This window comes from Pseudomonas sp. RIT-To-2, assembly GCF_029623465.1.
GTDB lineage: Bacteria > Pseudomonadota > Gammaproteobacteria > Pseudomonadales > Pseudomonadaceae > Aquipseudomonas > Aquipseudomonas silvicola.
Genome location: NZ_JAPYKM010000002.1, coordinates 239,947 through 262,584, shown reverse-complemented (window position 1 = coordinate 262,584; position 22,638 = coordinate 239,947). Strand labels below are relative to the sequence as shown.

Annotated in this window: 20 protein-coding genes and 2 pseudogenes; 13 read left to right on the top strand and 9 right to left on the bottom strand. The window is 62.4% G+C overall.

Features of this window, described 5'->3' with window-relative positions:
- The first annotated feature begins 36 nt into the window (after window positions 1-36).
- Window positions 37-4,644, top strand: coding sequence for a dermonecrotic toxin domain-containing protein (locus QBK88_RS03145; protein WP_277960871.1), 4,608 nt, complete (start codon window positions 37-39; stop codon window positions 4,642-4,644).
- A 9-nt stretch (window positions 4,645-4,653) separates the two neighbouring features.
- Here the strand turns inward: QBK88_RS03145 and QBK88_RS03140 are convergent, their stop codons facing one another.
- The 3 genes and pseudogenes from QBK88_RS03140 to QBK88_RS03130 form a co-directional block, all read right to left on the bottom strand.
- Window positions 4,654-5,121 (bottom strand): DUF2269 domain-containing protein, encoded by a 468-nt coding sequence (locus QBK88_RS03140; protein ID WP_277960870.1) that lies wholly within the window; start codon window positions 5,119-5,121, stop codon window positions 4,654-4,656.
- Window positions 5,118-5,477 (bottom strand): annotated as a pseudogene (locus tag QBK88_RS03135) (DoxX-like family protein); the annotation flags it as partial. The gene QBK88_RS03140 and the pseudogene QBK88_RS03135, both read right to left, overlap by 4 nt.
- Window positions 5,478-5,631: 154 nt before the next feature.
- Window positions 5,632-6,066: a YhcB family protein gene (locus tag QBK88_RS03130; protein ID WP_158155240.1), complete on the bottom strand. Its 435-nt coding sequence runs from the start codon at window positions 6,064-6,066 to the stop codon at window positions 5,632-5,634.
- 120 nt (window positions 6,067-6,186) lie between these two features.
- Between QBK88_RS03130 and QBK88_RS03125 the strand changes: the two are divergent.
- From QBK88_RS03125 to zapE, 3 genes and pseudogenes are all read left to right on the top strand, one after another.
- A pseudogene (locus tag QBK88_RS03125) lies at window positions 6,187-6,840 on the top strand (alpha/beta hydrolase); the annotation flags it as partial.
- Window positions 6,841-6,864: 24 nt separating this feature from the next.
- The gene (locus tag QBK88_RS03120; protein WP_277960869.1) at window positions 6,865-8,214 is read left to right on the top strand and encodes a tryptophan--tRNA ligase; all 1,350 of its coding nucleotides are present in this window, start codon (window positions 6,865-6,867) and stop codon (window positions 8,212-8,214) included.
- Between the two features lie 85 nt (window positions 8,215-8,299).
- Window positions 8,300-9,394, top strand: a complete 1,095-nt coding sequence (zapE, locus tag QBK88_RS03115) for a cell division protein ZapE (protein ID WP_277960868.1) — start codon at window positions 8,300-8,302, stop codon at window positions 9,392-9,394.
- Between the two features lie 90 nt (window positions 9,395-9,484).
- On the opposite strand, the gene QBK88_RS03110 is transcribed toward zapE, so the two are convergent.
- Window positions 9,485-10,381, bottom strand: coding sequence for a GlxA family transcriptional regulator (locus QBK88_RS03110; RefSeq protein ID WP_277960914.1), 897 nt, complete (start codon window positions 10,379-10,381; stop codon window positions 9,485-9,487).
- Between the two features lie 240 nt (window positions 10,382-10,621).
- Between QBK88_RS03110 and QBK88_RS03105 the strand changes: the two genes are divergently transcribed.
- Window positions 10,622-11,761, top strand: coding sequence for an acyl-CoA dehydrogenase family protein (locus QBK88_RS03105; protein WP_277960867.1), 1,140 nt, complete (start codon window positions 10,622-10,624; stop codon window positions 11,759-11,761).
- Window positions 11,762-11,783: 22 nt separating this feature from the next.
- Here QBK88_RS03105 and QBK88_RS03100 read toward each other — a convergent pair whose 3' ends face one another.
- Window positions 11,784-12,824: an NADP(H)-dependent aldo-keto reductase gene (locus QBK88_RS03100; protein ID WP_277960866.1), complete on the bottom strand. Its 1,041-nt coding sequence runs from the start codon at window positions 12,822-12,824 to the stop codon at window positions 11,784-11,786.
- A 249-nt stretch (window positions 12,825-13,073) separates the two neighbouring features.
- On the opposite strand from QBK88_RS03100, the gene rplM reads away from it, so the two are divergent.
- The 7 genes from rplM to QBK88_RS03065 all read left to right on the top strand — a co-directional run bounded on the left by rplM (window position 13,074) and on the right by QBK88_RS03065 (window position 17,991).
- Window positions 13,074-13,502, top strand: a complete 429-nt coding sequence (gene rplM / locus QBK88_RS03095; protein ID WP_007928449.1) for a 50S ribosomal protein L13 — start codon at window positions 13,074-13,076, stop codon at window positions 13,500-13,502.
- Window positions 13,503-13,516: 14 nt separating this feature from the next.
- Window positions 13,517-13,909 carry a 30S ribosomal protein S9 gene (rpsI, locus tag QBK88_RS03090; protein WP_158155251.1) on the top strand — a complete coding sequence of 131 codons (393 nt, stop codon included), beginning with the start codon at window positions 13,517-13,519 and terminating at the stop codon, window positions 13,907-13,909.
- A gap of 311 nt (window positions 13,910-14,220) precedes the next feature.
- Window positions 14,221-14,814, top strand: a complete 594-nt coding sequence (gene petA / locus QBK88_RS03085; RefSeq protein ID WP_277960865.1) for a ubiquinol-cytochrome c reductase iron-sulfur subunit — start codon at window positions 14,221-14,223, stop codon at window positions 14,812-14,814.
- Window positions 14,814-16,025, top strand: a complete 1,212-nt coding sequence (locus tag QBK88_RS03080; RefSeq protein WP_268148498.1) for a cytochrome b — start codon at window positions 14,814-14,816, stop codon at window positions 16,023-16,025. Before petA ends, QBK88_RS03080 begins: the two co-directional genes overlap by 1 nt.
- Entirely contained in the window at window positions 16,025-16,804 is a 780-nt protein-coding gene (locus tag QBK88_RS03075; protein WP_277960864.1) for a cytochrome c1, read from the top strand. Before QBK88_RS03080 ends, QBK88_RS03075 begins: the two co-directional genes overlap by 1 nt.
- A 117-nt stretch (window positions 16,805-16,921) precedes the next feature.
- Entirely contained in the window at window positions 16,922-17,539 is a 618-nt protein-coding gene (locus tag QBK88_RS03070) for a glutathione S-transferase N-terminal domain-containing protein (RefSeq protein WP_277960863.1), read from the top strand.
- 17 nt (window positions 17,540-17,556) lie between these two features.
- Window positions 17,557-17,991, top strand: coding sequence for a ClpXP protease specificity-enhancing factor (locus tag QBK88_RS03065; RefSeq protein WP_268148504.1), 435 nt, complete (start codon window positions 17,557-17,559; stop codon window positions 17,989-17,991).
- 72 nt (window positions 17,992-18,063) lie between these two features.
- Here QBK88_RS03065 and QBK88_RS03060 read toward each other — a convergent pair whose 3' ends face one another.
- The 4 genes from QBK88_RS03060 to QBK88_RS03045 form a co-directional block, all read right to left on the bottom strand.
- On the bottom strand, window positions 18,064-18,642 hold the full coding sequence (locus QBK88_RS03060) for a BON domain-containing protein (RefSeq protein ID WP_277960862.1): 579 nt from the start codon (window positions 18,640-18,642) through the stop codon (window positions 18,064-18,066).
- Entirely contained in the window at window positions 18,639-19,232 is a 594-nt protein-coding gene (locus QBK88_RS03055) for a phosphoheptose isomerase (protein WP_158155265.1), read from the bottom strand. Before QBK88_RS03055 ends, QBK88_RS03060 begins: the two co-directional genes overlap by 4 nt.
- Window positions 19,233-19,361: 129 nt before the next feature.
- On the bottom strand, window positions 19,362-19,733 hold the full coding sequence (locus QBK88_RS03050; protein ID WP_277960861.1) for a YraN family protein: 372 nt from the start codon (window positions 19,731-19,733) through the stop codon (window positions 19,362-19,364).
- The gene (locus QBK88_RS03045) at window positions 19,733-21,508 is read right to left on the bottom strand and encodes a penicillin-binding protein activator (RefSeq protein ID WP_277960860.1); all 1,776 of its coding nucleotides are present in this window, start codon (window positions 21,506-21,508) and stop codon (window positions 19,733-19,735) included. The genes QBK88_RS03050 and QBK88_RS03045 overlap by 1 nt, the downstream gene beginning before the upstream one ends.
- Before the next feature lie 182 nt (window positions 21,509-21,690).
- On the opposite strand from QBK88_RS03045, the gene rsmI reads away from it, so the two are divergent.
- Window positions 21,691-22,563: a 16S rRNA (cytidine(1402)-2'-O)-methyltransferase gene (gene rsmI, locus QBK88_RS03040; RefSeq protein WP_277960859.1), complete on the top strand. Its 873-nt coding sequence runs from the start codon at window positions 21,691-21,693 to the stop codon at window positions 22,561-22,563.
- Window positions 22,564-22,638 lie beyond the last annotated feature (75 nt).

Genomic DNA, 22,638 nt, shown 5'->3' with positions numbered 1-22,638 from the left:
TGTTATGCGCGGACCTCATCCAGACAGGACCCGCTCATGAACGATCTCTACTCCCTCAGTGCCCAGGTCGCACGGTTGGCGCCGCTGGCCAGCAGTGTCAGCAAGCACTTCGCCGGGCGCCCGACCTTGCAGGATGCCGCCCGGCAGGTACTGACCATGCAGTTGGCGCTGCTGTACCCCGACTTGGCCATCGACCCCGCGCGCCTGGAACTGCTGGCGCCCATAAAGGACCCTGGCACTGGCCGGTTCGGCGGTTACCACCGCACCCTGATGATCGACGCATTGATGCGCCGCTACCTGGTTGATGAAAACATCCTGCTGATACCGGACTATCACTTGCTGACCCATGAAGGCGGGGCTGAACAGCCCGGCGCACTGGCCGTGGATATCAAGCAGGTGCAGCGCATTGTCAACGAATGGGGCCCGCAACTGTTGAATGTACACGGGCAGGCCCTGTGTGATTACTGGAACGTAGTCCAGCTTGGCGGCGGCAACCGCTGGAAGTGGCTGGCTGTGTGGCTGCAGACCCGGTTGAAGCGGTGCGTTGAGCGCGACCACAAGGCGGGGGCGCTGGACCAGGACCAGGCTGCCACCGCCATGGCGTTGGTCACACTGCCCGATGCCCTGCACCGCAGGCAATACAGTGGCGATGCCCTGCGGGCCTCGCTGATCGGCCTAAGACCTGCCGGTGACGATGCGGCCAGCGTGGCGCAGGTCACCCATGCGCTGGTGATTCAGCGGCACGTCAGCCTTGATGATCGAGACGTGGTCCTGCTGTATACGCCCCTCAAGGGTATCGAGGCCTTCGCCAGCCTGGACGCCCTGGCCGTCAGTGTGGCCAAGCTGTTGCCGCCTCAGTTCTCGCCTTCGGCCATCCGCCTGGCACTCTTTGAGCCCGATGAAAGCGTGTTCGAGGTGCAGGCCAAGGCCATCCTCGCCCAGCAACTGGCAGCCGTGCAGGCAGTGGGCGCGCGCTGCCGGGCCGAAGCCAGCACCGTCAGCGAACTGGAGCGGCAAGTGGAGCGCGTGACCTGCCTGTTCGAGGTGGATACTGCCGAGGAGGTGGCCGAACTCAAGTCCGTGGAGGGTGCTGTGCCCCAGTGGTTGCTGGCGGCGAGCGGCGCTGATCGGCGCGCGTACTCCCTGCATCTGGCGGACCTGGCCGTGCTGCGCCAGCAGCAGGGTGGGCGTGTGTTTACCGATGGTATTGCGTCGATCATGACGTTCGCCCGTCAAGCGTTGAGCGAAGCAGTCGCCAAGGCCCATCCACAGGCGCCCGCTACACTGCTCGATGATGTGCAGGTGCATATCCTCACCCTGCCCGATGCGCCGATGAGTATCGTCGACGGCGGGCACAGGACGATGGTCGACCAGACCATCAGCCTGGTCCAACTGGCGGTGATGAACCTGGCAGGCCGCCCCAGGGGCCATTTGATCGTCGAGCCCAGGCAAGGGGCAACCTTGCCGGCCTGGGTCGATACGGCGGCCATCGAGGCGCTGGTGACCCGGGTGGATGTCGGCGGGGCCTACATCAGCATGCTGCGGGCCAGGCTGCGCGATAATGAGGTCGAAGCAGCGGGGCGCAAAAGCAACTTCACGGCACAATTGGCCATTCAACTGCCGATGCTTGCCCTGGAGAACAAGATCCGCCAGCAGCAGGGCTTCACCGAGCGCGGCCAGCGCCTGGTCGCCCAGGTGCTGGCGCATCCACAGGCGGCGAGCGTGGATGGCCATGCCGTATCGATGAAAACCCTTGGCTTCAAGGCTGCGGCGAACCGTTCTCCTGACCGGGTGCAGAACATGTTTGTGATGGGGGCCGTGGACGGTACCGGCACGCAGGTTCTTTACCGGCCATTGTTCACGCCGGCACTGATGGAGTTCGACAGTGGCGAGGCGTTGCTGGACGCCATTGCCGAGCCCGGTGCGCTGCAGGACAGTGTGGTGGATTGGCTGGAGCCCGCCACGCGCAAAGTGTATGCCCAGGGTGGTTTCAAGGAACCGCACGTGGCGCGCTTTGGCCTCGGTTCAGACGCCGCCGTGCTGGAGCCGCCGGCGCCCGTTCGCTTGAGCCTGGCGCCGATGGCGGGGCCGTTGCTCGCTGGCCTCTATGAGCAGAGTGTGGAAGCCTTGATCACGGTGGCCAGGCGGCAGTCCCTGTCCAGTGAGCAGAGCCGCTGGATCAACTATCAGGCACTGGCGTGGACGCTCTTCAATGCCTTGTTGCCCGTATTTTCCGGACCTTTGGTCACGGCCGGCTGGATGATTCAGGCCATCACCAGCCTGGGTATCGCCCTGGACGCCCGTGTACAGGGCAAGGATGAGGCCGTCACTGACACCCTTGCCGATCTGTTTTTCAATGTCGCACTGGTGCTGTTGACCCGCGGCATCAGCCGGGGTCCCTGGATCAAGGCTTATCCCGAACCGCTGCCTGTCACGATGGAACCGTTGGCGGCCTCCCGGTTCGATGTGCGCCCCGTGCAGGCCAGCCAGGTTACCAGTGAATTGAGTTTCAGCTGGTCGCGGGCCAACCACCGCTTGACCCGCGAGGACCTTGAGCGGCTGATGGGGTTTGAAGTGGCCAAGCCCGCTACGTTGGGCGAACCAGTGCCCCACGGCGCGTTGCAAGGGCTTTACCAGGACGGCCAGCGTTGGCTGGTGAGCCTGGACGGGCATTTCTTTCAGGTCAGCCTTGATGAGGGCCAGGCGCGCATCGTCGACACCGCGCGCCCCGACCTTCCCGGCCCTTGGCTGGAGCGCGATGAGGTGCACCGCTGGCGCCTTGACCTGAGCTTGCGCCTGCGCGGTGGTAGCCCGAAGCGAAACATCGAGCAACAGCGTGCGCAGAACCTGGCACGCAAGCTCGAATGCGGGCGCATCGTCAGCGAGTTCAACGCCACGCGTACCGAGATGAACGTCAAGGTCAATGTGTTGATCCGCAAGGTCGGGGTGGCTGCCGCGGCCAACGATCTGGCATTGGTCCAGCGCTTGCGCGAGCGCCTGTCGGCCGAAACGGAACCTTATCTGGCATCGCTGCGCAGGGTGCTCGCCGTGTGCATCGAACTCAAGGCGCTGGACCCCGGTTTCGACCGGAGCCGCGACCAGGCCGAGTTGCTGGGGTTCCTGCACCTGGTGGGCACCGAGGAACTGATCAACCTGCGCATGCGCAGCAGAATCATCAACAACGAGGCCGAGCCACTGGGCATGGAGCTGCAAGCGCAGCACGTGGACCCGGCACAGTCGCGGCTGTTCTTCGACTTCGTTCAACGCAGCAGCGACCTCACCGAGAAACAGGTGCGGTTGACCAAGGAAGTCAGGGGCTGGAAAAAGCAGCTCGAACGCTTGCCGCTTGAGGGCGACCGGGTGCTTAAAACCCTGACCACGTCCTATGAAATCGACCTGCCCGTCGAGTACTGGATTGGCTTGCTGATCGATGGTCTTGGCCTGTTGTGTGTTCGTCACATTCCGGAACTGCCGGTGGCCAGCCGGCTGGTCGACAGCGTGGTCAGTTCGGCGCGTCTGGCGGCACTGAGCCACGCCGAGCTACAGCAGAGCGCGCATTTCACCCTCAACGACCGGGTGGAGGTACTCGATAGTGTCGAGCAACAGTATGCCGCGGCACTGGACGCGTTGGCCGACTACCGCACGCAGTTGGGGGCGCAGCTGGATCTCACGGCCATGGGCCGCCTGGAGGGCTTCATCGCCGAATTGCGGGCGAGTGCCAAGGAGGAATTGGTGCCGTTGGTCAAAGAGCAGGAGAAAATGACGCGCAAGCAGCGTCGCTCCGAGCGCAACGTCAACCTCTTCGTCACGGCGCGCCGTGGCGTGGTGGTTGGCAAGCGCCGCACGACAAGCGCGGGCGCCACGGCGGAAACATTCGAGATGGTAGACCCCATCGAATCCAAGGTACTGGCGGCTTTCGAGAAAGACCCCGTGGCCGGTACCTGGACCGAAGTGCAGCCGGACAAGTCCGCTGCGGCCCCGCTGAAATCCCTGAACAGCGTGGTCAACAAAAGCCAGGGCTTGCTCAAGGCCGCAGACAAGGAGGTGCTGTCGGCGTGGCGCCAGGCCGCCAAGCCTTATATCCCGTCGGAAGTGGAAGACCAGCTATTGTCCTACGCGCGCCAGCTCAATGACCACGCCGACGCTATCGACCGGCAACTGACGTTGCGCAACGAGACAGACCTGGCCCTGCCTGCCCATCAGTCCGCCGAGACAAGGGCCAAGGAGCTGCGTGACAAGGCGGCGCAATTGACGGAGGAGGGCCGCTTGATTCGCATCGACATGAGCAAGCGCCAGCCGCCGACCGTGGCCCGCGTCGATTACCTGCTGCGTCAGAAGGCCATCCGGATACGCCGAATTGGCGAGCGCAAGGCGCTGAAGAAAGGGCGTGATTTCATGCAGGAATATGAGGTCGCCGACCTGGAGGGCGCGCCGCTGTGGTACGCCCATTTCCACTACGCCCAGGCCCGTGGCCTGGCCTCGGCCTATGAGCGGGCGCATTTGAAAACCGCTTCGCAGCGCCTGGATGGGTTGAGCAGGCAGATGGCCCAGGACGCGGCGGGCGAAGAAGTCATCGCCATTCTGCGTAGCCGCATCGAGGCGCCGTTGGACCATCTGTTCCTGGACCTGGAACCCGAGGGGTGAAGCGGGTGGTCAGAGGGTCTTGCCGACCATCAGGTAGAAAATCGCGATAAAGGCCAGGAACGCCGGCCAGCCCAGGCCAAACCACCAGGCCATGTACCGCCGTGCTTGCAGGGGCATGGCGGTACCCTGTGCCAGCGCCGTTTCCGCCAGGCGATGCACGCGAATCTGCAGCCACACCACGGGCAGCCAGCATAGCCCGGCGAACACGTACAGGCCCAGGCTCCACACCAGCCAGGGGCTCTGCAGCGGCCAGCCGGCCAGGTGCGCCAGCCCCAGGCCGCTGAGGGGCTGGAACACGGCTGCCGTGGCGGTGAACGCCCAGTCGGCGAACACCAGGTGGCGAAAAGTGCTGGAGATGACCGCCACGTTGGCGCTGCGCCATGCGCGCAGGGCGTAGTACGCTGAACCGAGGCCGGTGCCAAACAGCACGGTCGAGCAGAGGATGTGCAAGGTCTTGAGGATGATGTACAGGCTCACGGGCGTGGCTCCTGCTGATACAGCCACAGTGTGACCACCAGCAGTATCAGGTTCTTCGACACGCCGCCGTAAGGGTCAAGCCAATAGCGGGGCAGCACGACGCTGATGAACAGCGTATAGCCCAGCATCAACAGCAGTTGCGCCAGCAGTGCCTGGCGCCGCCAGCGGCGCACCAGCAACCCCAGCCCCAGCAGCGCATCGCACAGGGCACCGCCCACCACGCTGGCAGTGGCCAGCCAGCCGCTGACCCCGGCCTCGCCCATGATCTGCACGCCCCAGTTAAACCCAGGGCCCAGGCAGACGAACGCAGTCCATAGCCATACCAGCACCAGCGCGGCCAGCAGGGCGGGGCGCAGCCAGTTGCCATGAGTTGTCATGTCGCAAAATCCTTTTCAGTCGTGCACCGGCCGTGCCGCGTGGGACCGGGCTGCGCCCATTCCCACAGGGGATGGCCGTAGGCTCAATTGCACAAAAAAGGAGCCCGAAGGCTCCTTGTTCAACAGGCGGCGCTTACTTGCGCTTGAGCCCGTACTGCTCGTCCAGCATGCCGGGCGAGTTCGGCGCCTTGGGCGCGTAGTCGCGTGGCGGCTCGGCGTCGCGTGGCGGCGTGAGGCGTTCGCGCGGGCCGGCCGGTTCGGCGTGCAGGGCCGCCAGCAGGCGCTGGCGGGTGAGCTCGTCGAGGGCCAGCTGGTTGGCACCCTCGGCCAGGTGTTCCTGCACTTCCTGGTAGCTCTGGGTCATCTTCTTGACCAGCGAAGCCGTTGTGTTGAAGTGGGTGACCACGTCATTCTGATAGCTGTCGAAGCGTTCCTGAATCTCGTCCAGCTGGCGCTGAGTGCTGCTGGGGGCGGCATTGGGCACGAGGCGGGCGACGACCAGGCCAATCACGACACCCACGACGAGGGCGATAGTCGGCAACAACCAAACTAAGAGCGAGTGTTCCACGAGTCCTTCCTCTATAAACGGCTTTGCTTTACGTTAACGGCTCTAACCTGCGCTGTATACCGCGAGCAATCGCAAATATGCCAGACAGAATCCTTCGACTAGACGAGTCGACCCCTATCGAGGTCACGGAGTACCCCCTTGCTGATCCGCGAAACCCCCGTTTTCATCGATGGCCCCCAAGGCCCGCTCGAAGCGCTCTACCTGGATACCGCCGATGCGCGGGGCATTGCCCTGATCTGCCATCCGAACCCGGTACAGGGGGGCACGATGCTCAACAAGGTCATCTCGACCTTGCAGCGCACCGCCCGTGATGCCGGTTTTGTAACCTTGCGTTTCAATTACCGCGGCGTCGGCCAGAGTGCCGGCAGTCACGACATGGGCAATGGCGAGATCGACGATGCCCAGGCGGCCGCCGCCTGGCTGTGCCGCCAGCACCCGGACCTGCCACTGACCCTGCTGGGCTTCTCGTTCGGCGGCTTCGTTGCCGCCAGCCTGGGCGGCCGCCTGGAAGCGGCAGGCCAAAGCGTGCAGCGCCTGTTCATGATCGCCCCGGCCGTGATGCGCCTGGGCCCTGAGCATAGCCTGCCGGTGGGCGGGACGCTGACCGTGGTGCAACCGGAAACCGACGAAGTGGTGGACCCCTCCCTGGTGTATGCCTGGTCCGAGCAGCTGCAACGCCCCCATGAGCTGCTGAAAGTGGCAGAATGCGGACACTTTTTTCATGGCAAGCTGACCGACCTGAAAGATCTGGTCCTGCCACGCCTTTCGAACTGAATGCAGACCGACAAGAATCAGACCATGACCACTCGTATCCTGACCGGCATCACCACCACTGGCACGCCACACCTGGGCAACTACGCCGGTGCCATTCGCCCGGCCATCGTCGCCAGCCGCAAGAGCGACGCCGACTCGTTCTATTTCCTGGCCGACTACCACGCGCTGATCAAGTGCGACGACCCGCTGCGCATTCAGCGCTCGCGCCTGGAAATCGCCGCGACCTGGCTGGCCGCCGGCCTGGATACCGACCGTGTGACGTTCTACCGCCAGTCCGATATTCCCGAGATCACCGAGCTGACCTGGCTGCTGACCTGCGTGGCCGGCAAGGGCCTGCTCAACCGCGCCCATGCCTACAAGGCGTCGGTGGACAAGAACGTCGAGGCCGGTGAAGACCCGGACGCGGGCGTCACCATGGGGTTGTTCAGCTACCCGGTGCTGATGGCCGCCGACATCCTGATGTTCAACGCCCACCAGGTGCCCGTCGGCCGTGACCAGATCCAGCACGTGGAAATGGCCCGAGACATCGGCCAGCGCTTCAACCACCTGTTCGGCAACGGTCGCGAGTTCTTCGTGATGCCCGAGGCCCTGATCGAAGAGGGCGTGGCGACCTTGCCTGGGCTGGACGGGCGCAAGATGTCCAAGAGCTACGACAACACCATCCCGTTGTTCACCAGCGCCAAGGACATGAAGGACGCCATCTCGCGCATCGTCACCGACTCGCGCGCGCCGGGCGAGGCGAAAGATCCGGACAACTCGCACCTGTTCACCCTGTTCCAGGCCTTCGCCACCCCGGCCCAGGAAGCCGAGTTCCGCGAAGAGTTGCTGCAGGGCCTGGGTTGGGGCGAGGCCAAGAGCCGCCTGTTCACCTTGCTCGATACCGAACTGGGCGAAGCCCGCGAGAAGTATCACCAGTTCATCGCTCGCCCGGCAGACCTGGAGGACATCCTGCTGGCTGGTGCCGCCAAGGCCCGCAAAGTGGCCACGCCGTTCCTCGGCGAGCTGCGCGAAGCCGTGGGCCTGCGTTCGTTCCGTGAGCAGGCCCAAGCCGCCACGGCGACGAAGAAAAAGGCCGCCAAGACCGCCCGTTTCGTGAGCTTCCGTGACGAAGACGGCAGCTTCCGCTTCCGCTTGCTGGGCGCCGATGGTGAGCAACTGCTGCTGTCGCGCAACTTTGCCGATGGCAAGGCGGCGGGCCAGGCCAGCAAGCAACTGCAAAGTGGTGCCGCGCTGGACGTGCGTAGCCAAGGCAATGCCTTCACCGTATGGCTGGACGACGCCTGCGTGGGGGAAAGCCCCGCGTTCGCCGACGCCGCCACCCGCGATGCCGCGGTAGAGGCTCTGCGCCTTGCCTTGCAGCCCCAACAGGATTAATGCGACCAACTGTCGCAAGTCTAATTGCCATAAGCCAGGGCCGTCGTTACAGTGACGGCCCGTTTTTGTTGCCCTGCTAACGAATATGACGCCTCTAGAACGATATCAAGCTGACCTCAAACGCCCCGAGTTCTTCCATGATGCTGCGCAGGAAACGGCAGTGCGTCACCTTCAGCGTCTGTACGACGACCTGATCGCGGCGCACGACAGTAAGCCGGGCCTGTTCGGCAAGCTGTTCGGCAAGAAGGAACAGGCGCCGGTCAAGGGCCTGTACTTCTGGGGCGGCGTGGGGCGGGGCAAGACCTACCTGGTGGACACCTTCTTCGAGGCGCTGCCGTTCAAGGAAAAAGTGCGCACCCACTTTCACCGCTTCATGAAGCGCGTGCACGAGGAAATGCGCACCCTCAAGGGCGAGAAAAACCCGCTGACCGTGATCGCCAAGCGTTTTTCGGATGAGGCACGGGTGATTTGCTTCGATGAATTCTTCGTCTCCGACATCACCGACGCCATGATCCTGGGCACGTTGATGGAAGAGCTGTTCAAGAACGGCGTGACGCTGGTCGCCACCTCCAACATCGTTCCGGACGGCTTGTACAAGGATGGGCTGCAGCGCGCCCGTTTCCTGCCGGCCATTGCCCTGATCAAGCAGAACACCGAGATCGTCAACGTCGACAGCGGCGTGGACTATCGCCTGCGCCACCTGGAGCAGGCCGAACTGTTCCACTACCCGCTCAACGAAGCGGCTGCCGACAGCCTGCGCAAGAGCTTCAAGGCGCTCACCCCCGAATGCACCCAGGCGGTTGAAAACGACAAGCTGATCATCGAGAACCGCGAAATCATCGCGCTGAAGACCTGTGACGACGTGGCCTGGTTCGACTTTCGTGAACTGTGCGACGGCCCGCGCAGCCAGAACGACTACATCGAACTGGGCAAGATCTTCCACGCCGTGCTGCTCAGTGGCGTGGAGCAAATGGGCGTGGCCACCGACGACATCGCCCGGCGCTTCATCAACATGGTGGACGAGTTCTACGACCGCAACGTGAAGCTGATCATCTCGGCCGAGGTGGAGTTGAAAGACCTGTACACCGGTGGTCGCCTGACGTTCGAATTCCAGCGGACCCTGAGCCGGTTGCTGGAAATGCAGTCGCACGAATTCCTGTCGCGCGCGCACAAGCCATAACATCGACGGCGCGCTTTTCCCGAGCTTCGCCCGGTCCCACAGACACCTCCCGGATAGGGGGTAACCTGCGGGGACGGGCGCGGCGCTGTATCAGGCCTCTTGCAGGAACTGCTGGCGGTACTGGTTCGGCGACAGCGCCGTGTGCTGGCGGAACAGCCGGGCGAAGAAACTCGCGTCGTCGTAGCCCACCTCATAGCTGATGGTCTTGATGCTTTTGCGCGACCCTGACAGCAAGCCCTTTGCCGTTTCAATGCGCAGCCGTTGCAGGTAATGCAGCGGCTTGTCGCCGGTTGCGTTCTGGAACCGGCGCATAAAGTTGCGGATGCTCATGCCATGTTCGCGCGCCACGTCCTCGAAGCGAAACTTGTCGGCGAAGTGTTCTTCCAGCCATTGCTGGATCTGCAGGATAAGCAGGTCCTGGTGCAGTTTCTGCCCCCCGAAGCCCATGCGCCCGGGGGTGTAGTTGCGCTGCACCTCGTAGAGAATGTCGCGCGATACCGCCTGCGCCACGCTGGCGCCGCAGAAACGCTCGATCAGATAAATGTACAGGTCGCAGGCCGAGGTGGTGCCGGCCGCGCAGTACAGGTTATCGGCGTCGGTCAGGTGTTTATCCTGGTTGAGGATCACCTTGGGAAAGCGTTCGGCGAACTGGCCGAAGAAGCGCCAGTAGGTGGTTGCCTCCTTGCCGTCCAGCAGGCCGGCTTCCGCCAGCCAGAACACGCCGCTGGCCTCGCCGCACAATACTGCGCCGCGGGCATGTTGTTCGCGTAGCCACGGCAGCACTTGCGGGTAGCGCAGGCACAGGGCGTCGAAATCATCCCAGAAGGCGGGCAGCACGATCACGTCGGCATCTTCCAGCGTGCCGTCCACCGGCACTTGCACGCCGCTGAAGGTCACCACGGGTTGGCCGTCGGGGCTGATCAGGCGGGTTTCGAACAGTGAAGTCAGGCCCTGGCCCAGTTGCTTGCCGTAACGCAGGCTGGCCAGGTGGAAGAAATCCTTGGCGTGCATCAGCGTCGAGGCAAAGACCTTGTCGATGGCCAGAATGCTCACGCGCCGTAAGGACGGGGTATTCGGGGTAAACATCATGTTGATTATTCTTATAAGAGATAGTGGTCAATCAGCGGCTGGATCGTCTTATTTTTTGGCGGTTGTGTCCAGTGTAGATCCCTGCCGCTGCGCCTAGGCTCTGCTATCTACCACGGATTGCTCAGCCAGAGGTGTCAGATGATTCCCAGGACAGTGTTCAGCTCAGACCATGAACTGTTTCGTGACAGTGTGCGCAAGTTCTTCGAAAAGGAAGCTGCGCCGTTTCATGCCCAATGGGAAAAGCGCGGCCACGTGGACCGCACCCTCTGGAACAAGGCGGGGGAGGCCGGGTTGCTCTGCTCGCACATTCCCGAGGAGTACGGTGGCATGGGCGCTGATTTTCTCTACAGCGCGGTTGTCATCGAGGAGATCAGCCGCCAGGGCCTGAGTGGCGTCGGTTTTTCACTGCATTCGGACATCGTTGCCCCTTATATCCTGCATTACGGCAGCGAAAGCCTGAAGCACAAGTACCTGCCCCGCCTGGTCAGTGGCGAGCTGGTCGGCGCCATCGCCATGACCGAGCCGGGCGCCGGTTCGGACCTGCAGGGGGTCAAGACCAATGCCGTGCTGGACGGCGACGAGTACGTGCTCAACGGCTCCAAGACCTTCATCACCAACGGCCTGCTGGCAGACCTGGTGATCGTGGTGGCCAAGACCGACCCCAAGGCCGGGGCCAAGGGCACCAGCCTGTTTCTGGTGGAGGCGGGTACGCCCGGGTTCGACAAGGGCAAGCGTCTGGAAAAGGTTGGCATGAAGGCTCAGGACACCGCCGAGCTGTTCTTCCAGAACGTGCGCATTCCCAAGGACAACCTGCTGGGTCAGACCGGGCAGGGCTTCAGTTACCTGATGCAGGAACTCCCCCAGGAACGCCTGACCGTGGCCATCGGCGCGCTAGCCTCGGCCGAAGCGGCCGTGCAGTGGACGCTGGACTACACCCGCGACCGCAAAGCCTTCGGCAAGGCCGTCAGCGACTTCCAGAACACCCGTTTCAAGCTGGCGGAGATGGCCACCGAGGTGCAGATCGGCCGAGTATTCATTGACCGCTGCCTGGAACTTCACCTCAAGGGTGAACTGGACGTGCCCACGGCGGCGATGACCAAATACTGGGGCTCGGACCTGCAGTGCAAGGTGCTGGACGAGTGCGTGCAGCTGCACGGTGGGTACGGTTTCATGTGGGAATACCCCGTGGCCCGCGCCTGGGCGGACGCACGGGTGCAGCGCATCTATGCAGGCACCAATGAAATCATGAAGGAAATCATCGCCCGCTCGATCATTTAGGGCAGCTTGCAGCCCTTTCCCATCAGGGGGCAGGGTTTGGTTGATCCTTGTGGATGGCTTCGATGCCTTCCAGCACTTCATCGGTGAGTTTCAGGCCAAAGCTGGCAATGTTGCTGTCCAGTTGCTCCAGCGAGGTGGCACCGATGATGTTGCTGGTCACGAACGGCTGCTGTGTCACGAACGCCAAGGCCATTTGCGCCGGGTCCAGGCCGTGCTCGCGGGCCAGGGCCACGTAGCGGCTGCAGGCAGCCACGCTCTGTGGGTTGGAATAGCGGCTGAAGCGGCTGAACAGGGTCAGGCGCGCGCCGGCAGGCTTGGCGCCATTCTCGAACTTGCCCGAGAGCATGCCGAACGCCATGGGCGAGTAGGCCAGCAGGCCGCACTGTTCGCGAATGGCGATTTCCGCCAGGCCCACTTCGAAGCTGCGGTTGAGCAGGTTGTAGGGGTTCTGGATCGACACCGCCCGCGGCCAGCCACGGCTTTCGGCCAGTTGCAGGAACTTCATGGTGCCCCACGGCGTTTCGTTCGACAGGCCGATGTGGCGAATCTTGCCGGCCTTGACCTGCTCGTCCAGGGCTTCCAGGGTTTCTTCCAGCGGGGTGATCAGGTCGTCCTGGGTGTGCTGGTAGCCCAGCTTGCCGAAGAAGTTGGTGCTGCGCTCGGGCCAGTGCAGCTGGTACACGTCGATCCAGTCGGTCTGCAGGCGCTTGAGGGTGGCGTCCAGGGCTTGGACGATGTGCGCGCGGTTGTGGCGCAGTTCGCCGTCGCGAATGTGGGCGATGCCGTTGCCGGGGCCGGCGATCTTGCTGGCCAGTACCCAGTCGGCGCGGTCGCCGGTGCGCTTGAAGTAGTTGCCGATGATGCGTTCGGTGCTGGCGTAGGTTTCCGGACGAGGGGGCACGGGGTACATTTCAGCCGTGTCGATGAAGTTGATTCCGGCCTGCTTGGCGCGCTCGATCTGCGCGAAGCCCTCTGCCTCGGTGTTCTGCTCGCCCCAGGTCATGGTGCCCAGGCACAGGGCGCTGACGTTGATGTCGGTGCGTCCCAGTCGGCGGTAATCCATCTGCTTCTCCTCAAGGCAAAAGGAATCATAAAAGCAGGTTGATATTTTTTTCGCAATCTGGATAATTCGCCCCCTCTCTCTGCAGTGGAAGTGATGCGCCGCTCGCCGAAGAATCTTGCCGTGTATTGGACGCGCTGACCCGAGCCCCCGATAGCGTCTGTATCCGGCTGCCTTTGACTTGTCAAAGTACGCACTATTCAGTAAGATCTGCCGTCTATTTTTGCTGGACGGCCTTCGAGGCTATAAAGAATGAAAACTTTTACTGCTAAACCGGAAACAGTAAAACGCGACTGGTTCGTCGTTGATGCTGCTGGTCAGACCCTGGGTCGTCTGGCTACTGAAATCGCGAGCCGTCTGCGTGGCAAGCACAAACCAGAATACACCCCTCACGTTGACACCGGTGACTACATCGTCGTCATCAACGCTGAGCAGGTTCGTGTCACTGGCGCTAAAACCACTGACAAAATGTACTACTCCCACTCCGGTTTCCCGGGCGGCATCAAGTCGATCAACTTCGAGAAGCTGATCGCCAAGGCCCCTGAGCGCGTGATCGAGACCGCGGTAAAAGGCATGCTGCCTAAGAACCCGCTGGGTCGCGACATGTACCGTAAGCTGAAAGTCTATGCGGGCGCTGCACACCCTCATACTGCTCAGCAGCCCCAAGAACTGAAGATTTAACGGAATAGTTCATTATGTCGGCGACTCAAAATTACGGCACTGGCCGTCGCAAGACTGCAACCGCACGCGTTTTCCTGCGTCCGGGCACTGGCAACATCTCCATCAACAACCGTTCCCTGGACACGTTCTTCGGCCGTGAAACTGCCCGCATGGTAGTTCGTCAGCCGCTGGAACTGACCGAGACCACCGAGAAGTTCGACATCTACGTCACCGTTATCGGTGGTGGTGTCAGCGGTCAGGCCGGTGCGATCCGTCACGGTATCACCCGTGCCCTGATGCAGTACGACGAGACCCTGCGTGGCGCCCTGCGTAAAGCTGGCTACGTCACTCGTGACGCTCGTGAAGTTGAACGTAAGAAAGTCGGCCTGCGTAAAGCGCGTAAGCGTCCGCAGTACTCGAAGCGTTAATTTTACGCCTCGCGACTCCGTTCAAGAAAAAGCCCGGTTCCATTGGAATCGGGCTTTTTTTATGTCGACTAGACTACCAAGTGCTATTGCTTAATGGCGGCTTGTGAAGTCTTCGCGTGGCGGCTTGCCACGCCTGCACAGGTTGCCTGGACAGGGGTGCTGCCGTTTGCCACGGGTTTTCTCCTTGTCTGCGTTTGGGCTTGTAACTACCATTCGGCAGATTTTCAGGTGCTGACCTCGCCGGCCGGATGGAACCAACAATGTGAATGCCTGTTGCAACAGGCCACGAAAAGCTGATGGGAGAGCACTGAATGAGCAATGACGGCGTGAATGCAGGCCGGCGTCGCTTCCTCGTAGCGGCCACATCCGTGGTTGGCGCAGCAGGAGCGGTAGGGGCTGCGGTCCCGTTCGTCGGGTCTTGGTTCCCCAGCGCCAAGGCGAAGGCGGCCGGGGCGCCAGTCAAGTTCAACATCAGCAAGATCGAGCGAGGCCAGCAGGTCATCGCCGAATGGCGCGGCCAGCCGGTGTTCGTGGTGCGCCGCACCGAGGAGATTCTGGCCAACCTGGCCAAGATAGAAGATCGCCTTTCCGACCCTGAGTCCAAGAATTCTACCCAGCCTGCCTACGTCGACCCCAAGCTGCGCTCCATCAAGCCGCAGGTACTGATTGTGATCGGTATCTGCACGCACCTGGGTTGCTCGCCAACGTTCAGGCCTGAAGTGGCCCCGGCCGACCTGGGCAAGGACTGGGTGGGGGGCTATTTCTGCCCTTGTCACGGTTCCCACTACGACCTTGCCGGGCGCGTTTACAAGTCCCAGCCCGCACCGCTCAACCTGGCGGTGCCGCCGCACTCGTACGAGTCGGACGATGTGATTGTCATCGGCGTTGACCAGGAGAAAGCGTGATGAGCAAATTCATGGCCTGGGTGGATGCCCGTTTCCCTGCCACCAAAATGTGGGAAGAGCACCTCACCAAGTACTACGCGCCGAAAAACTTCAATTTCTTCTACTTCTTCGGGTCCCTGGCGTTGCTGGTGCTGGTCAATCAGATCGTCACCGGTGTGTGGCTGACCATGAGCTTTACCCCCTCTGCCGAAGAAGCGTTCGCGTCGGTCGAGTACATCATGCGCGACGTGTCCTACGGCTGGATCCTGCGTTACCTGCACTCCACGGGCGCGTCGGCGTTCTTCATCGTCGTTTACCTGCACATGTTCCGTGGCCTGCTGTATGGCTCCTACAAGAAGCCCAGGGAGCTGGTGTGGATCTTCGGCATGCTGATCTACCTGGCGCTGATGGCCGAGGCCTTCATGGGCTATCTGTTGCCTTGGGGGCAGATGTCGTATTGGGGCGCGCAGGTGATCATTTCCCTGTTCGGCGCCATTCCGGTCATCGGTAACGACCTGACCCAATGGATACGCGGCGACTACCTGATTTCCGGCATCACCTTGAACCGTTTCTTTGCCCTGCACGTGATTGCCTTGCCCATCGTCATCCTCGGGTTGGTCGTGCTGCACATCCTGGCGCTGCACGAGGTGGGCTCCAATAACCCTGATGGCATCGAAATCAAGAAGCTCAAGGATGAAAACGGCGTGCCGCTGGACGGCATCGCCTTCCACCCGTACTACACGGTCAAGGATATCGTCGGGGTAGTGGTGTTCCTGTTCGTGTTCTGCTCCATCGTGTTCTTCTTCCCGGAGATGGGCGGCTATTTCCTGGAGAAGCCCAACTTCGAGCAGGCCAACGCCTTCAAGACACCGGAGCACATCGCCCCGGTGTGGTACTTCACGCCGTTCTACGCGATCTTGCGGGCAGTGCCGGACAAGCTGCTGGGGGTCATGTCCATGGGCGCGGCTATCGCCGTGCTGTTCGTGCTGCCGTGGCTGGACCGCAGCCCGGTCAAGTCCATGCGGTACAAGGGCTGGGTCAGCCGCGTAGCGCTGACGCTGTTCTGCGTGTCGTTCATGACGCTGGGGTACCTGGGTGTGCAACCGCCGACACCCGAGCGAACGCTGGTGTCCCAGGTGTGCACGGTGCTGTATTTCGCCTATTTCATTCTGATGCCGTTCTACACCCGTTTCGAGCGAACCAAACCGGTACCGGAAAGGGTGACTGGCTGATGAAAAAAATAATAGCGTTGCTCGTGCTGGTCTTCTTGCCTGCCGTGGTACTGGCTGCCGAAGGGGGGCCGGCGCTGGAAAAGGTCGACATCGACCTCACTGACAAGGCCGCGCTGCAGGACGGCGCGCGCACCTTCGTCAACTACTGCATGGGGTGCCACAGTGCCAAGTTCCAGCGCTATGAGCGTGTGGCGGATGACCTGGGCATTCCCCATGACATGATGCTGGAAAAGCTGGTGTTCACCGGCGCCAAGATTGGTGACCACATGACCATCGGCATGCAGCCGGCAGACGCCAAGGCGTGGTTTGGCGCGGCGCCGCCGGACCTCACCCTGGTGGCGCGGGTGCGCGGCACTGACTGGCTGTACGGGTACCTGCGTGCCTTCTACGAAGACCCTTCACGGCCCTGGGGCGTGAATAACCTGGTCTTCCCCAATGTAGGTATGCCCAACGTGCTGGCAGGCCTCCAGGGACGCCAGGTAATGGGGTGCAAGCAGGTACAGGTGGAGACCGACGGCAAGAAACAGTACGACCCGCTCACCGGTGCACCCTTGACCCACGAAGCCTGTGATCAGCTGACGTTGCTGCCCAAGACCGGCAGCCTCACGCCCGAGCAGTTCGATGACAAGATCCACAACCTGGTGACCTTCCTGGCCTACTCGGCCAACCCCAACAAGCTCGCCAGCGAGCGCATCGGCGCTTACGTGTTGCTGTATCTGGCGATCCTGTTCATTTTTGCTTACCTGCTCAAGCGTGAATATTGGAAGGACGTTCATTGAATATGCGGTAAGATTTGCAGTTAAATGCGCGCGCCCCTCACATTCGCCAAAGGAGTGTTTCAGGGGCGCGCGCGTTTTTGTGATATTCATGTTTTTTTCCACGCGAGGAGGACCGCCATGGGCGTGACCAATCGGTTGGCCTGTTACTCCGACCCCGCTGACCACTATTCTCACCGGGTGCGCATCGTGCTGGCCGAGAAGGGTGTCAGCGCCGAAATCATCAGTGTGCCCGCGGGTTCGCAACCGGCGAAATTGATTGAAGTGAATCCCTACGGCAGTCTGCCGACGCTGGTAGACCGTGATTTGGCGCTGTACGAATCCACCGTTGTGATGGAGTATCTGGATGAGCGCTACCCGCATCCGCCGCTGATGCCGGTGTACCCGGTCGCGCGGGCCAATAGCCGCCTGCTGATCCACCGTATCCAGCGCGACTGGTGTGGGCTGGTGGATCTGATCCTTGATTCACGCGCCAAGGAGCCGGCCCGCGTCCAGGCCCGCAAGGAACTGCGCGAGAGCCTGACTGGCGTATCGCCACTGTTTGCCGACAAGCCTTTCTTCCTCAGTGAGGAGCAAAGTCTGGTTGATTGCTGTCTACTGCCCATACTCTGGCGATTGCCGATATTGGGTATCGAATTGCCGCGGCCTGCAAAGCCGCTGCTGGACTATATGGAGCGTCAGTTTGCCCGTGAGGCCTTCCAGGCTAGCCTCTCGGCCGCTGAACGTGAAATGCGCTAGGTTTGAAGGAGCCGTTGATGAACTCCAGTCGTCCGTATCTTGTGCGTGCACTCTACGAGTGGATCGTGGACAACGATTGCACGCCTCACATGCTGGTCAACTCCGAATTCCGTTCCGTGCAGGTCCCCAAGGGCTTCGCCAGTGACGGCCAGATCGTGCTGAACGTATCGCCCAAGGCGGTTCGCCACTTGCACATGGACAACGAAGCGGTCAGCTTCGAGGGCCGCTTCGGTGGCGTTGCCCATACCCTGTACGTGCCCATTGGCGCGATTCTCGGCGTCTATGCGCGCGAGAATGGCCAGGGCATGGTCTTCGACCTCGAGCCCTCGATGATGGAAGAGGAAGAAGACAGCGGGTTCGAAGTGCATGCCGTCTCCGATGACGACCTGCCACCCGACGGAGGCCGCCCACAGCGCCCTGCCGGGCGCCCGAGCTTGAAGGTGGTCAAGTAACAAAAAAAGGCGATCCGTGTGGATCGCCTTTTTTCAGACATGAAGCTTTTGCCTTGCAGCGCGAAGCTGCCTCTAGTCGATGTATTCGAACAGCTTGACGATCTTCTGCACGCCACCCACGCCCTGCACCAGCGCCGCGGCCTGGGCTGCTTCCTTCTGGGTCACCAGGCCCAGCATGTAGACGATGCCGTTCTCGGTGATGATCTTGATGCGCGAGCCCGGAATACTGGCGTCGGCCAGCATCTGGGTCTTGATTTTCGTGGTCAGCCAGGCGTCGTTGTTGCGCGCCAGGATGGACGAGGGGGCCATCACCTGCAGTTCGTTGTGCACGCGCTTGACGCGTTGCACACCGCTGGCGGCCTGCTCCGCCATGGCCTTGAGATCGGCGCGCGGGGTCTGGCCGGCGAGCAGCACGATGCCGTTGAAGCTGCTGACGACGATGTGAGAGTTCTGGTCCAGGTCGGGGCTGGCCTTGGCCACGTTGACCGAGACCTTTGTTTCGATCAGTGAGTCGTCGATCTTGCTGCCAAAGGTACGGGTGCCGCGGTCGTCCTCGATCGGCTTGTCGCGGGTGGCGGTCAGGAACGAGCTGCAGCCGGTCAGGCTCAGGCACAGGGTCAGGGCCATCAGGCCCAGGCGGTTAGGGGTCATTCTTCACTCCCGAACAATTGGCTGTCGATCAGATCGCAGAGGCAGTGGATCGCCAGCAGGTGGACTTCCTGGATACGTGCGGTGACGTTGGCCGGTACGCGGATCTCGACGTCTTCAGGCAGCAGCAGTGAAGCCATGCCGCCACCGTCGCGGCCCGTCAGGGCTACGACAACCATTTCGCGGTCATGTGCGGCCTGGATCGCCTGGATGATGTTGGCCGAGTTGCCGCTGGTGGAAATCGCCAGCAGCACGTCACCGGGCTGCCCCAGGGCGCGAATCTGCTTGGAGAAGACTTCGTTGTAGCTGTAGTCGTTGGCGATCGAGGTGATGGTCGAACTGTCGGTAGTCAGCGCGATGGCCGGCAGGCTCGGGCGCTCGCGCTCGAAACGGTTGAGCAGTTCGGAAGAAAAATGCTGGGCATCGCCCGCAGAGCCGCCGTTGCCGCATGACAGCATCTTGCCTTCGTTGAGCAAGGCATTGACCATCACCTGGCTGGCTTGCTCGATGTGCGGTGCAAGGACTTCCATCGCCTGTTGCTTGGTATCGATACTGGCCTGGAAAAGCCGGCGAATTCGGGATTGCATGTCCATCAGTGTGACCTTAATTAGGGCGGCTGGTCGGGCGCGGTTCAGCGTCCCGGCACATGAATGTGCAGCCCGCAAAGCAAAGAGCAAAAACGTAAGTAAAGGGGTGGTTCAGTCGCGTTCGAGCCGTATTGTTCAACTCTCGAACGCATTGCGTAGCCAATTCAGGCGTATGTCCTTGCTGGCAGTGCCTTCCAGGGCGATCACGTCGAAGCGGCAGGGGTGGTTCGCCCAGCGCGCTTCCTTGTGCAGATACAGATGGGCAGCGTTGACTACCCGGGCCACCTTGCGCGCATCGATACTTTCGAGCGCGCCGCCCCATTGTGCGTGCAGGCGGTAACGAACTTCGACGAATACTACTGTATCGCCATCGAGCATGACCAGATCAAGCTCGCCGCCTTTACACAGCCAGTTGCGCGCAAGCAGTTGCAGGCCCTGCTGCTGCAGGTGGGCAAGTGCTTGCGCTTCGGCCTCCAGGCCTGCCTGGCGCGGTGAGGCGGCAGGCATTACTGGGCGGTGTCCGGCAGGCGCTGAACCTGGCCGCCGTTGAACTGTGCCCACGGCAGCTGGCGCTCGATGCGTTGCCCGGCATTCACGCTCAGGTTGCCCGACAGGCCCTGCATGCGGTTGTCTGGCAGCGCCTTGAGTTGTTCCAGGCGTGGGGCCAGGCCGAAGGCGTCGGCGCCCATGGCGTACAACCGGCCCAGGCTGCCACCGGCCTGGGGCCACTGGCGCACGACCTGCTGGCGCAGCGGGTTGGCGTTGTCCAGCAGCCATGGGGTTTCACAGAAGCGCACGCCGTTCATATCATTGTATTGCGAGGTGTCGCCGCTGGCGCTGTACACGTTGGACGTCGCATACACCGGCACGTCACCGGCGTATTGGAAATTCAGCGTCGGCTTGATCTGCTGGGCCAGTTGGGGAGTGGAAGCCAGGAAAATGAAGTCCACATCCTGGCGGCGCGAACCGTTGGAGCCGTTGGCGCCTTGGTGGGCCTGCATCAGGTCGCCGATCTGCTGGGCCAGCGCGACTGGCTGGTCGACCCGCTGGGAGCCCAGCAGGCTGCCGCCGTTTGCCTCGAAGTCCTGGCGGAACGCTGCCAGCACGCGGTCGCCCCACTCGCCGCGCGGCACCAGGGCCACGGCGCGGTGCAGGCCATCGGCACGGGCGCGGCGCGACACTTCGCGGGCTTCGTCTTCGGCGGCCAGGCCGAACTGGAACAATTGCGGCGGGTTGGCGGCGGCGGTGTCGCTGTAGTTCAGGGCCAGGGTCGTAAGCGGCAGTTGCGGGCGGCCGGCCAGTTGCTTGACCAGCGGCTTCTCCAGCGGGCCCACCACCATTTGTGCGCCAGCGGCCTGGGCCTGGCGGTAGAAGTCGTCCATGGAGGTCACGCGCGAGCTGTCGAACACCTCGACCACGGGTGGCTTCTGGCCTGCCTGCTGGGCCTGGTAGTAGGCGGCCATGAAGCCGTCACGCAGTGCTTTGCCCACTGACGCCAGTTGCCCTTGTTGCGGCAACAGCAGGGCAATCTTGGTCAGCGGCTGGCTGGTCAGCTCCATCAGCTTGGTCAGGGCCGCGGGCAGTTGCTTGGCTGCTGGGTGGCCGGCGTGGGTGTTGCGCCAGTCGTTGATGGCGGCTTTCTGCTGGTCCAGGGTGCCGGCGCTTTTCACGGCCTGGGCCAGGCTCTGCCAGCCAGCCAGGTCGTCGGTGCCGGTGGTTTGCAGTTGGTCGGCGGGCAGGCTGCTGACCAGTGCCCAGATAGCGTCGCTGTTGGCCGCTGCCGCGTCACCGCTGAGCAGGGGGGCGATGAACACCCGCTCCTGGGCGGCGGGCAAGGTCTGGCCATCGGCCTCCAGGGCGCGGGCGCGAACGGTGTGGGTGCGTACCTGCTGCTCCACCGACGCTTCACCCAGGCGTTGCAGGCTCGGGTGGTTGAGTGCGTTCAACGCTTGCTTGGGCTGGTTGCGGGCCAGGGCCAGTTCGGCCGCCAGGGTGCTGGCGATGATCTGCTGGCCGACGTTGAGCTGCTCGACCTGCACCTGGGCCAGGATCTGCGCTGCGCGGTCATTGGCATGCTGGCGGTATGCAAGGTCGGCGGCGCTCAGGCGCAGCAGCGATGCCTCGGCAGGTGTCTTCGCCGACGCGGCCTGGCCTAGCAGTTGCTCGATGGTGGCATCGGGGGTGCGTGGCAGTTCGCCCAGGTTGCTGGAGGGCGAGCTGGCGCAGGCCGCCAGCAACACGGCAAGGCAAAGGGCTGAAAGCAGCCGCAGGCAAGCTGTCATGTATATCTTCCTGATACTCGATCGGTTAGGCCGGCAATTGTACCCAAGCATGGCGCCCGGTGCGATGTCGCAGGCAGGAAAGCCGCACCAAAGGTCATTCAGGGTTTTGCCGGGTGGCTTTTTTGGCCGGCGGCTGGCATGGCAGGCTACAATGCCGCTTTTGCCAACGACAGGTGTGTGCTGTGACTGCTGCAGGTGCTTCGAATTCCGCCACGGGAACGCTTTATGTTGTGGCCACGCCCATTGGTAACCTGGATGACATGAGCGCGCGCGCCTTGAAGATTCTAGGCGATGTGGCGCTGATCGCCGCGGAAGACACTCGTCACTCCATCCGCCTGCTGCAGCATTTCGGCATCAACACGCCGCTTGCCGCGTGCCATGAGCACAACGAGCGGGATGAGGGCGGTCGGTTTCTCGACAAGCTGCGCGCGGGCGAGAGCGTTGCGCTGATCTCCGACGCCGGCACGCCGTTGATCTCCGACCCCGGTTACCATCTGGTTCGTCAGGTGCGTGCCGCGGGTATCCAGGTGGTGCCGGTCCCCGGCCCTTGCGCGTTGATCGCGGCGCTGTCGGCGGCCGGTCTGCCGTCGGACCGGTTCATTTTCGAAGGTTTCCTGCCAGCCAAGACCGTGGGTCGCCGTTCGCGCCTGGAACAGGTGCGTGAAGAGCCGCGCACGCTGATTTTCTATGAGGCGCCGCACCGGATCCTGGAGTGCCTGCAGGACATGGAGTCGGTATTCGGGCCTGATCGCCCCGCATTGCTGGCGCGTGAACTGACGAAAACTTTTGAAACATTGAAAGGCCTGCCACTGTCCGAATTACGTGCGTTCGTGGAGGCGGACAGCAACCAGCAGCGGGGTGAGTGCGTGGTGCTGGTGGCGGGCTGGACGGCGCCCGACAGTGATGAGGCGGTCAGCGCCGAGGTGATGCGCGTGCTGGATCTGCTGCTCAAGGAGATGCCACTCAAACGAGCGGCGGCGCTGGCGGCGGAGATCACCGGGGCGCGCAAGAACGTGTTGTATCAGGTGGCATTGGAGCGGCAGAAAGGCAGCTGATAGCCAGGAAGCACGCTGCGAGCCGCACGCTTAATGCTTGCAGCTTCCCCCGCTATTCCGTAACCTTGTCGGCGG

Coding starts and splice junctions, on each gene's coding strand:
- QBK88_RS03050 (WP_277960861.1), bottom strand. CDS start 19,733: ATGCCTGCCGCCTCACCGCGCCAGGCAGGCCTGGAGGCCGAAGCGCAA.
- QBK88_RS03060 (WP_277960862.1), bottom strand. CDS start 18,642: ATGACCCCTAACCGCCTGGGCCTGATGGCCCTGACCCTGTGCCTGAGC.
- QBK88_RS03065 (WP_268148504.1), top strand. CDS start 17,557: ATGAACTCCAGTCGTCCGTATCTTGTGCGTGCACTCTACGAGTGGATC.
- QBK88_RS03055 (WP_158155265.1), bottom strand. CDS start 19,232: ATGGACATGCAATCCCGAATTCGCCGGCTTTTCCAGGCCAGTATCGAT.
- rpsI (WP_158155251.1), top strand. CDS start 13,517: ATGTCGGCGACTCAAAATTACGGCACTGGCCGTCGCAAGACTGCAACC.
- petA (WP_277960865.1), top strand. CDS start 14,221: ATGAGCAATGACGGCGTGAATGCAGGCCGGCGTCGCTTCCTCGTAGCG.
- QBK88_RS03105 (WP_277960867.1), top strand. CDS start 10,622: ATGATTCCCAGGACAGTGTTCAGCTCAGACCATGAACTGTTTCGTGAC.
- QBK88_RS03080 (WP_268148498.1), top strand. CDS start 14,814: ATGAGCAAATTCATGGCCTGGGTGGATGCCCGTTTCCCTGCCACCAAA.
- QBK88_RS03070 (WP_277960863.1), top strand. CDS start 16,922: ATGGGCGTGACCAATCGGTTGGCCTGTTACTCCGACCCCGCTGACCAC.
- QBK88_RS03075 (WP_277960864.1), top strand. CDS start 16,025: ATGAAAAAAATAATAGCGTTGCTCGTGCTGGTCTTCTTGCCTGCCGTG.
- QBK88_RS03145 (WP_277960871.1), top strand. CDS start 37: ATGAACGATCTCTACTCCCTCAGTGCCCAGGTCGCACGGTTGGCGCCG.
- QBK88_RS03120 (WP_277960869.1), top strand. CDS start 6,865: ATGACCACTCGTATCCTGACCGGCATCACCACCACTGGCACGCCACAC.
- rplM (WP_007928449.1), top strand. CDS start 13,074: ATGAAAACTTTTACTGCTAAACCGGAAACAGTAAAACGCGACTGGTTC.
- zapE (WP_277960868.1), top strand. CDS start 8,300: ATGACGCCTCTAGAACGATATCAAGCTGACCTCAAACGCCCCGAGTTC.
- QBK88_RS03045 (WP_277960860.1), bottom strand. CDS start 21,508: ATGACAGCTTGCCTGCGGCTGCTTTCAGCCCTTTGCCTTGCCGTGTTG.
- QBK88_RS03100 (WP_277960866.1), bottom strand. CDS start 12,824: ATGGATTACCGCCGACTGGGACGCACCGACATCAACGTCAGCGCCCTG.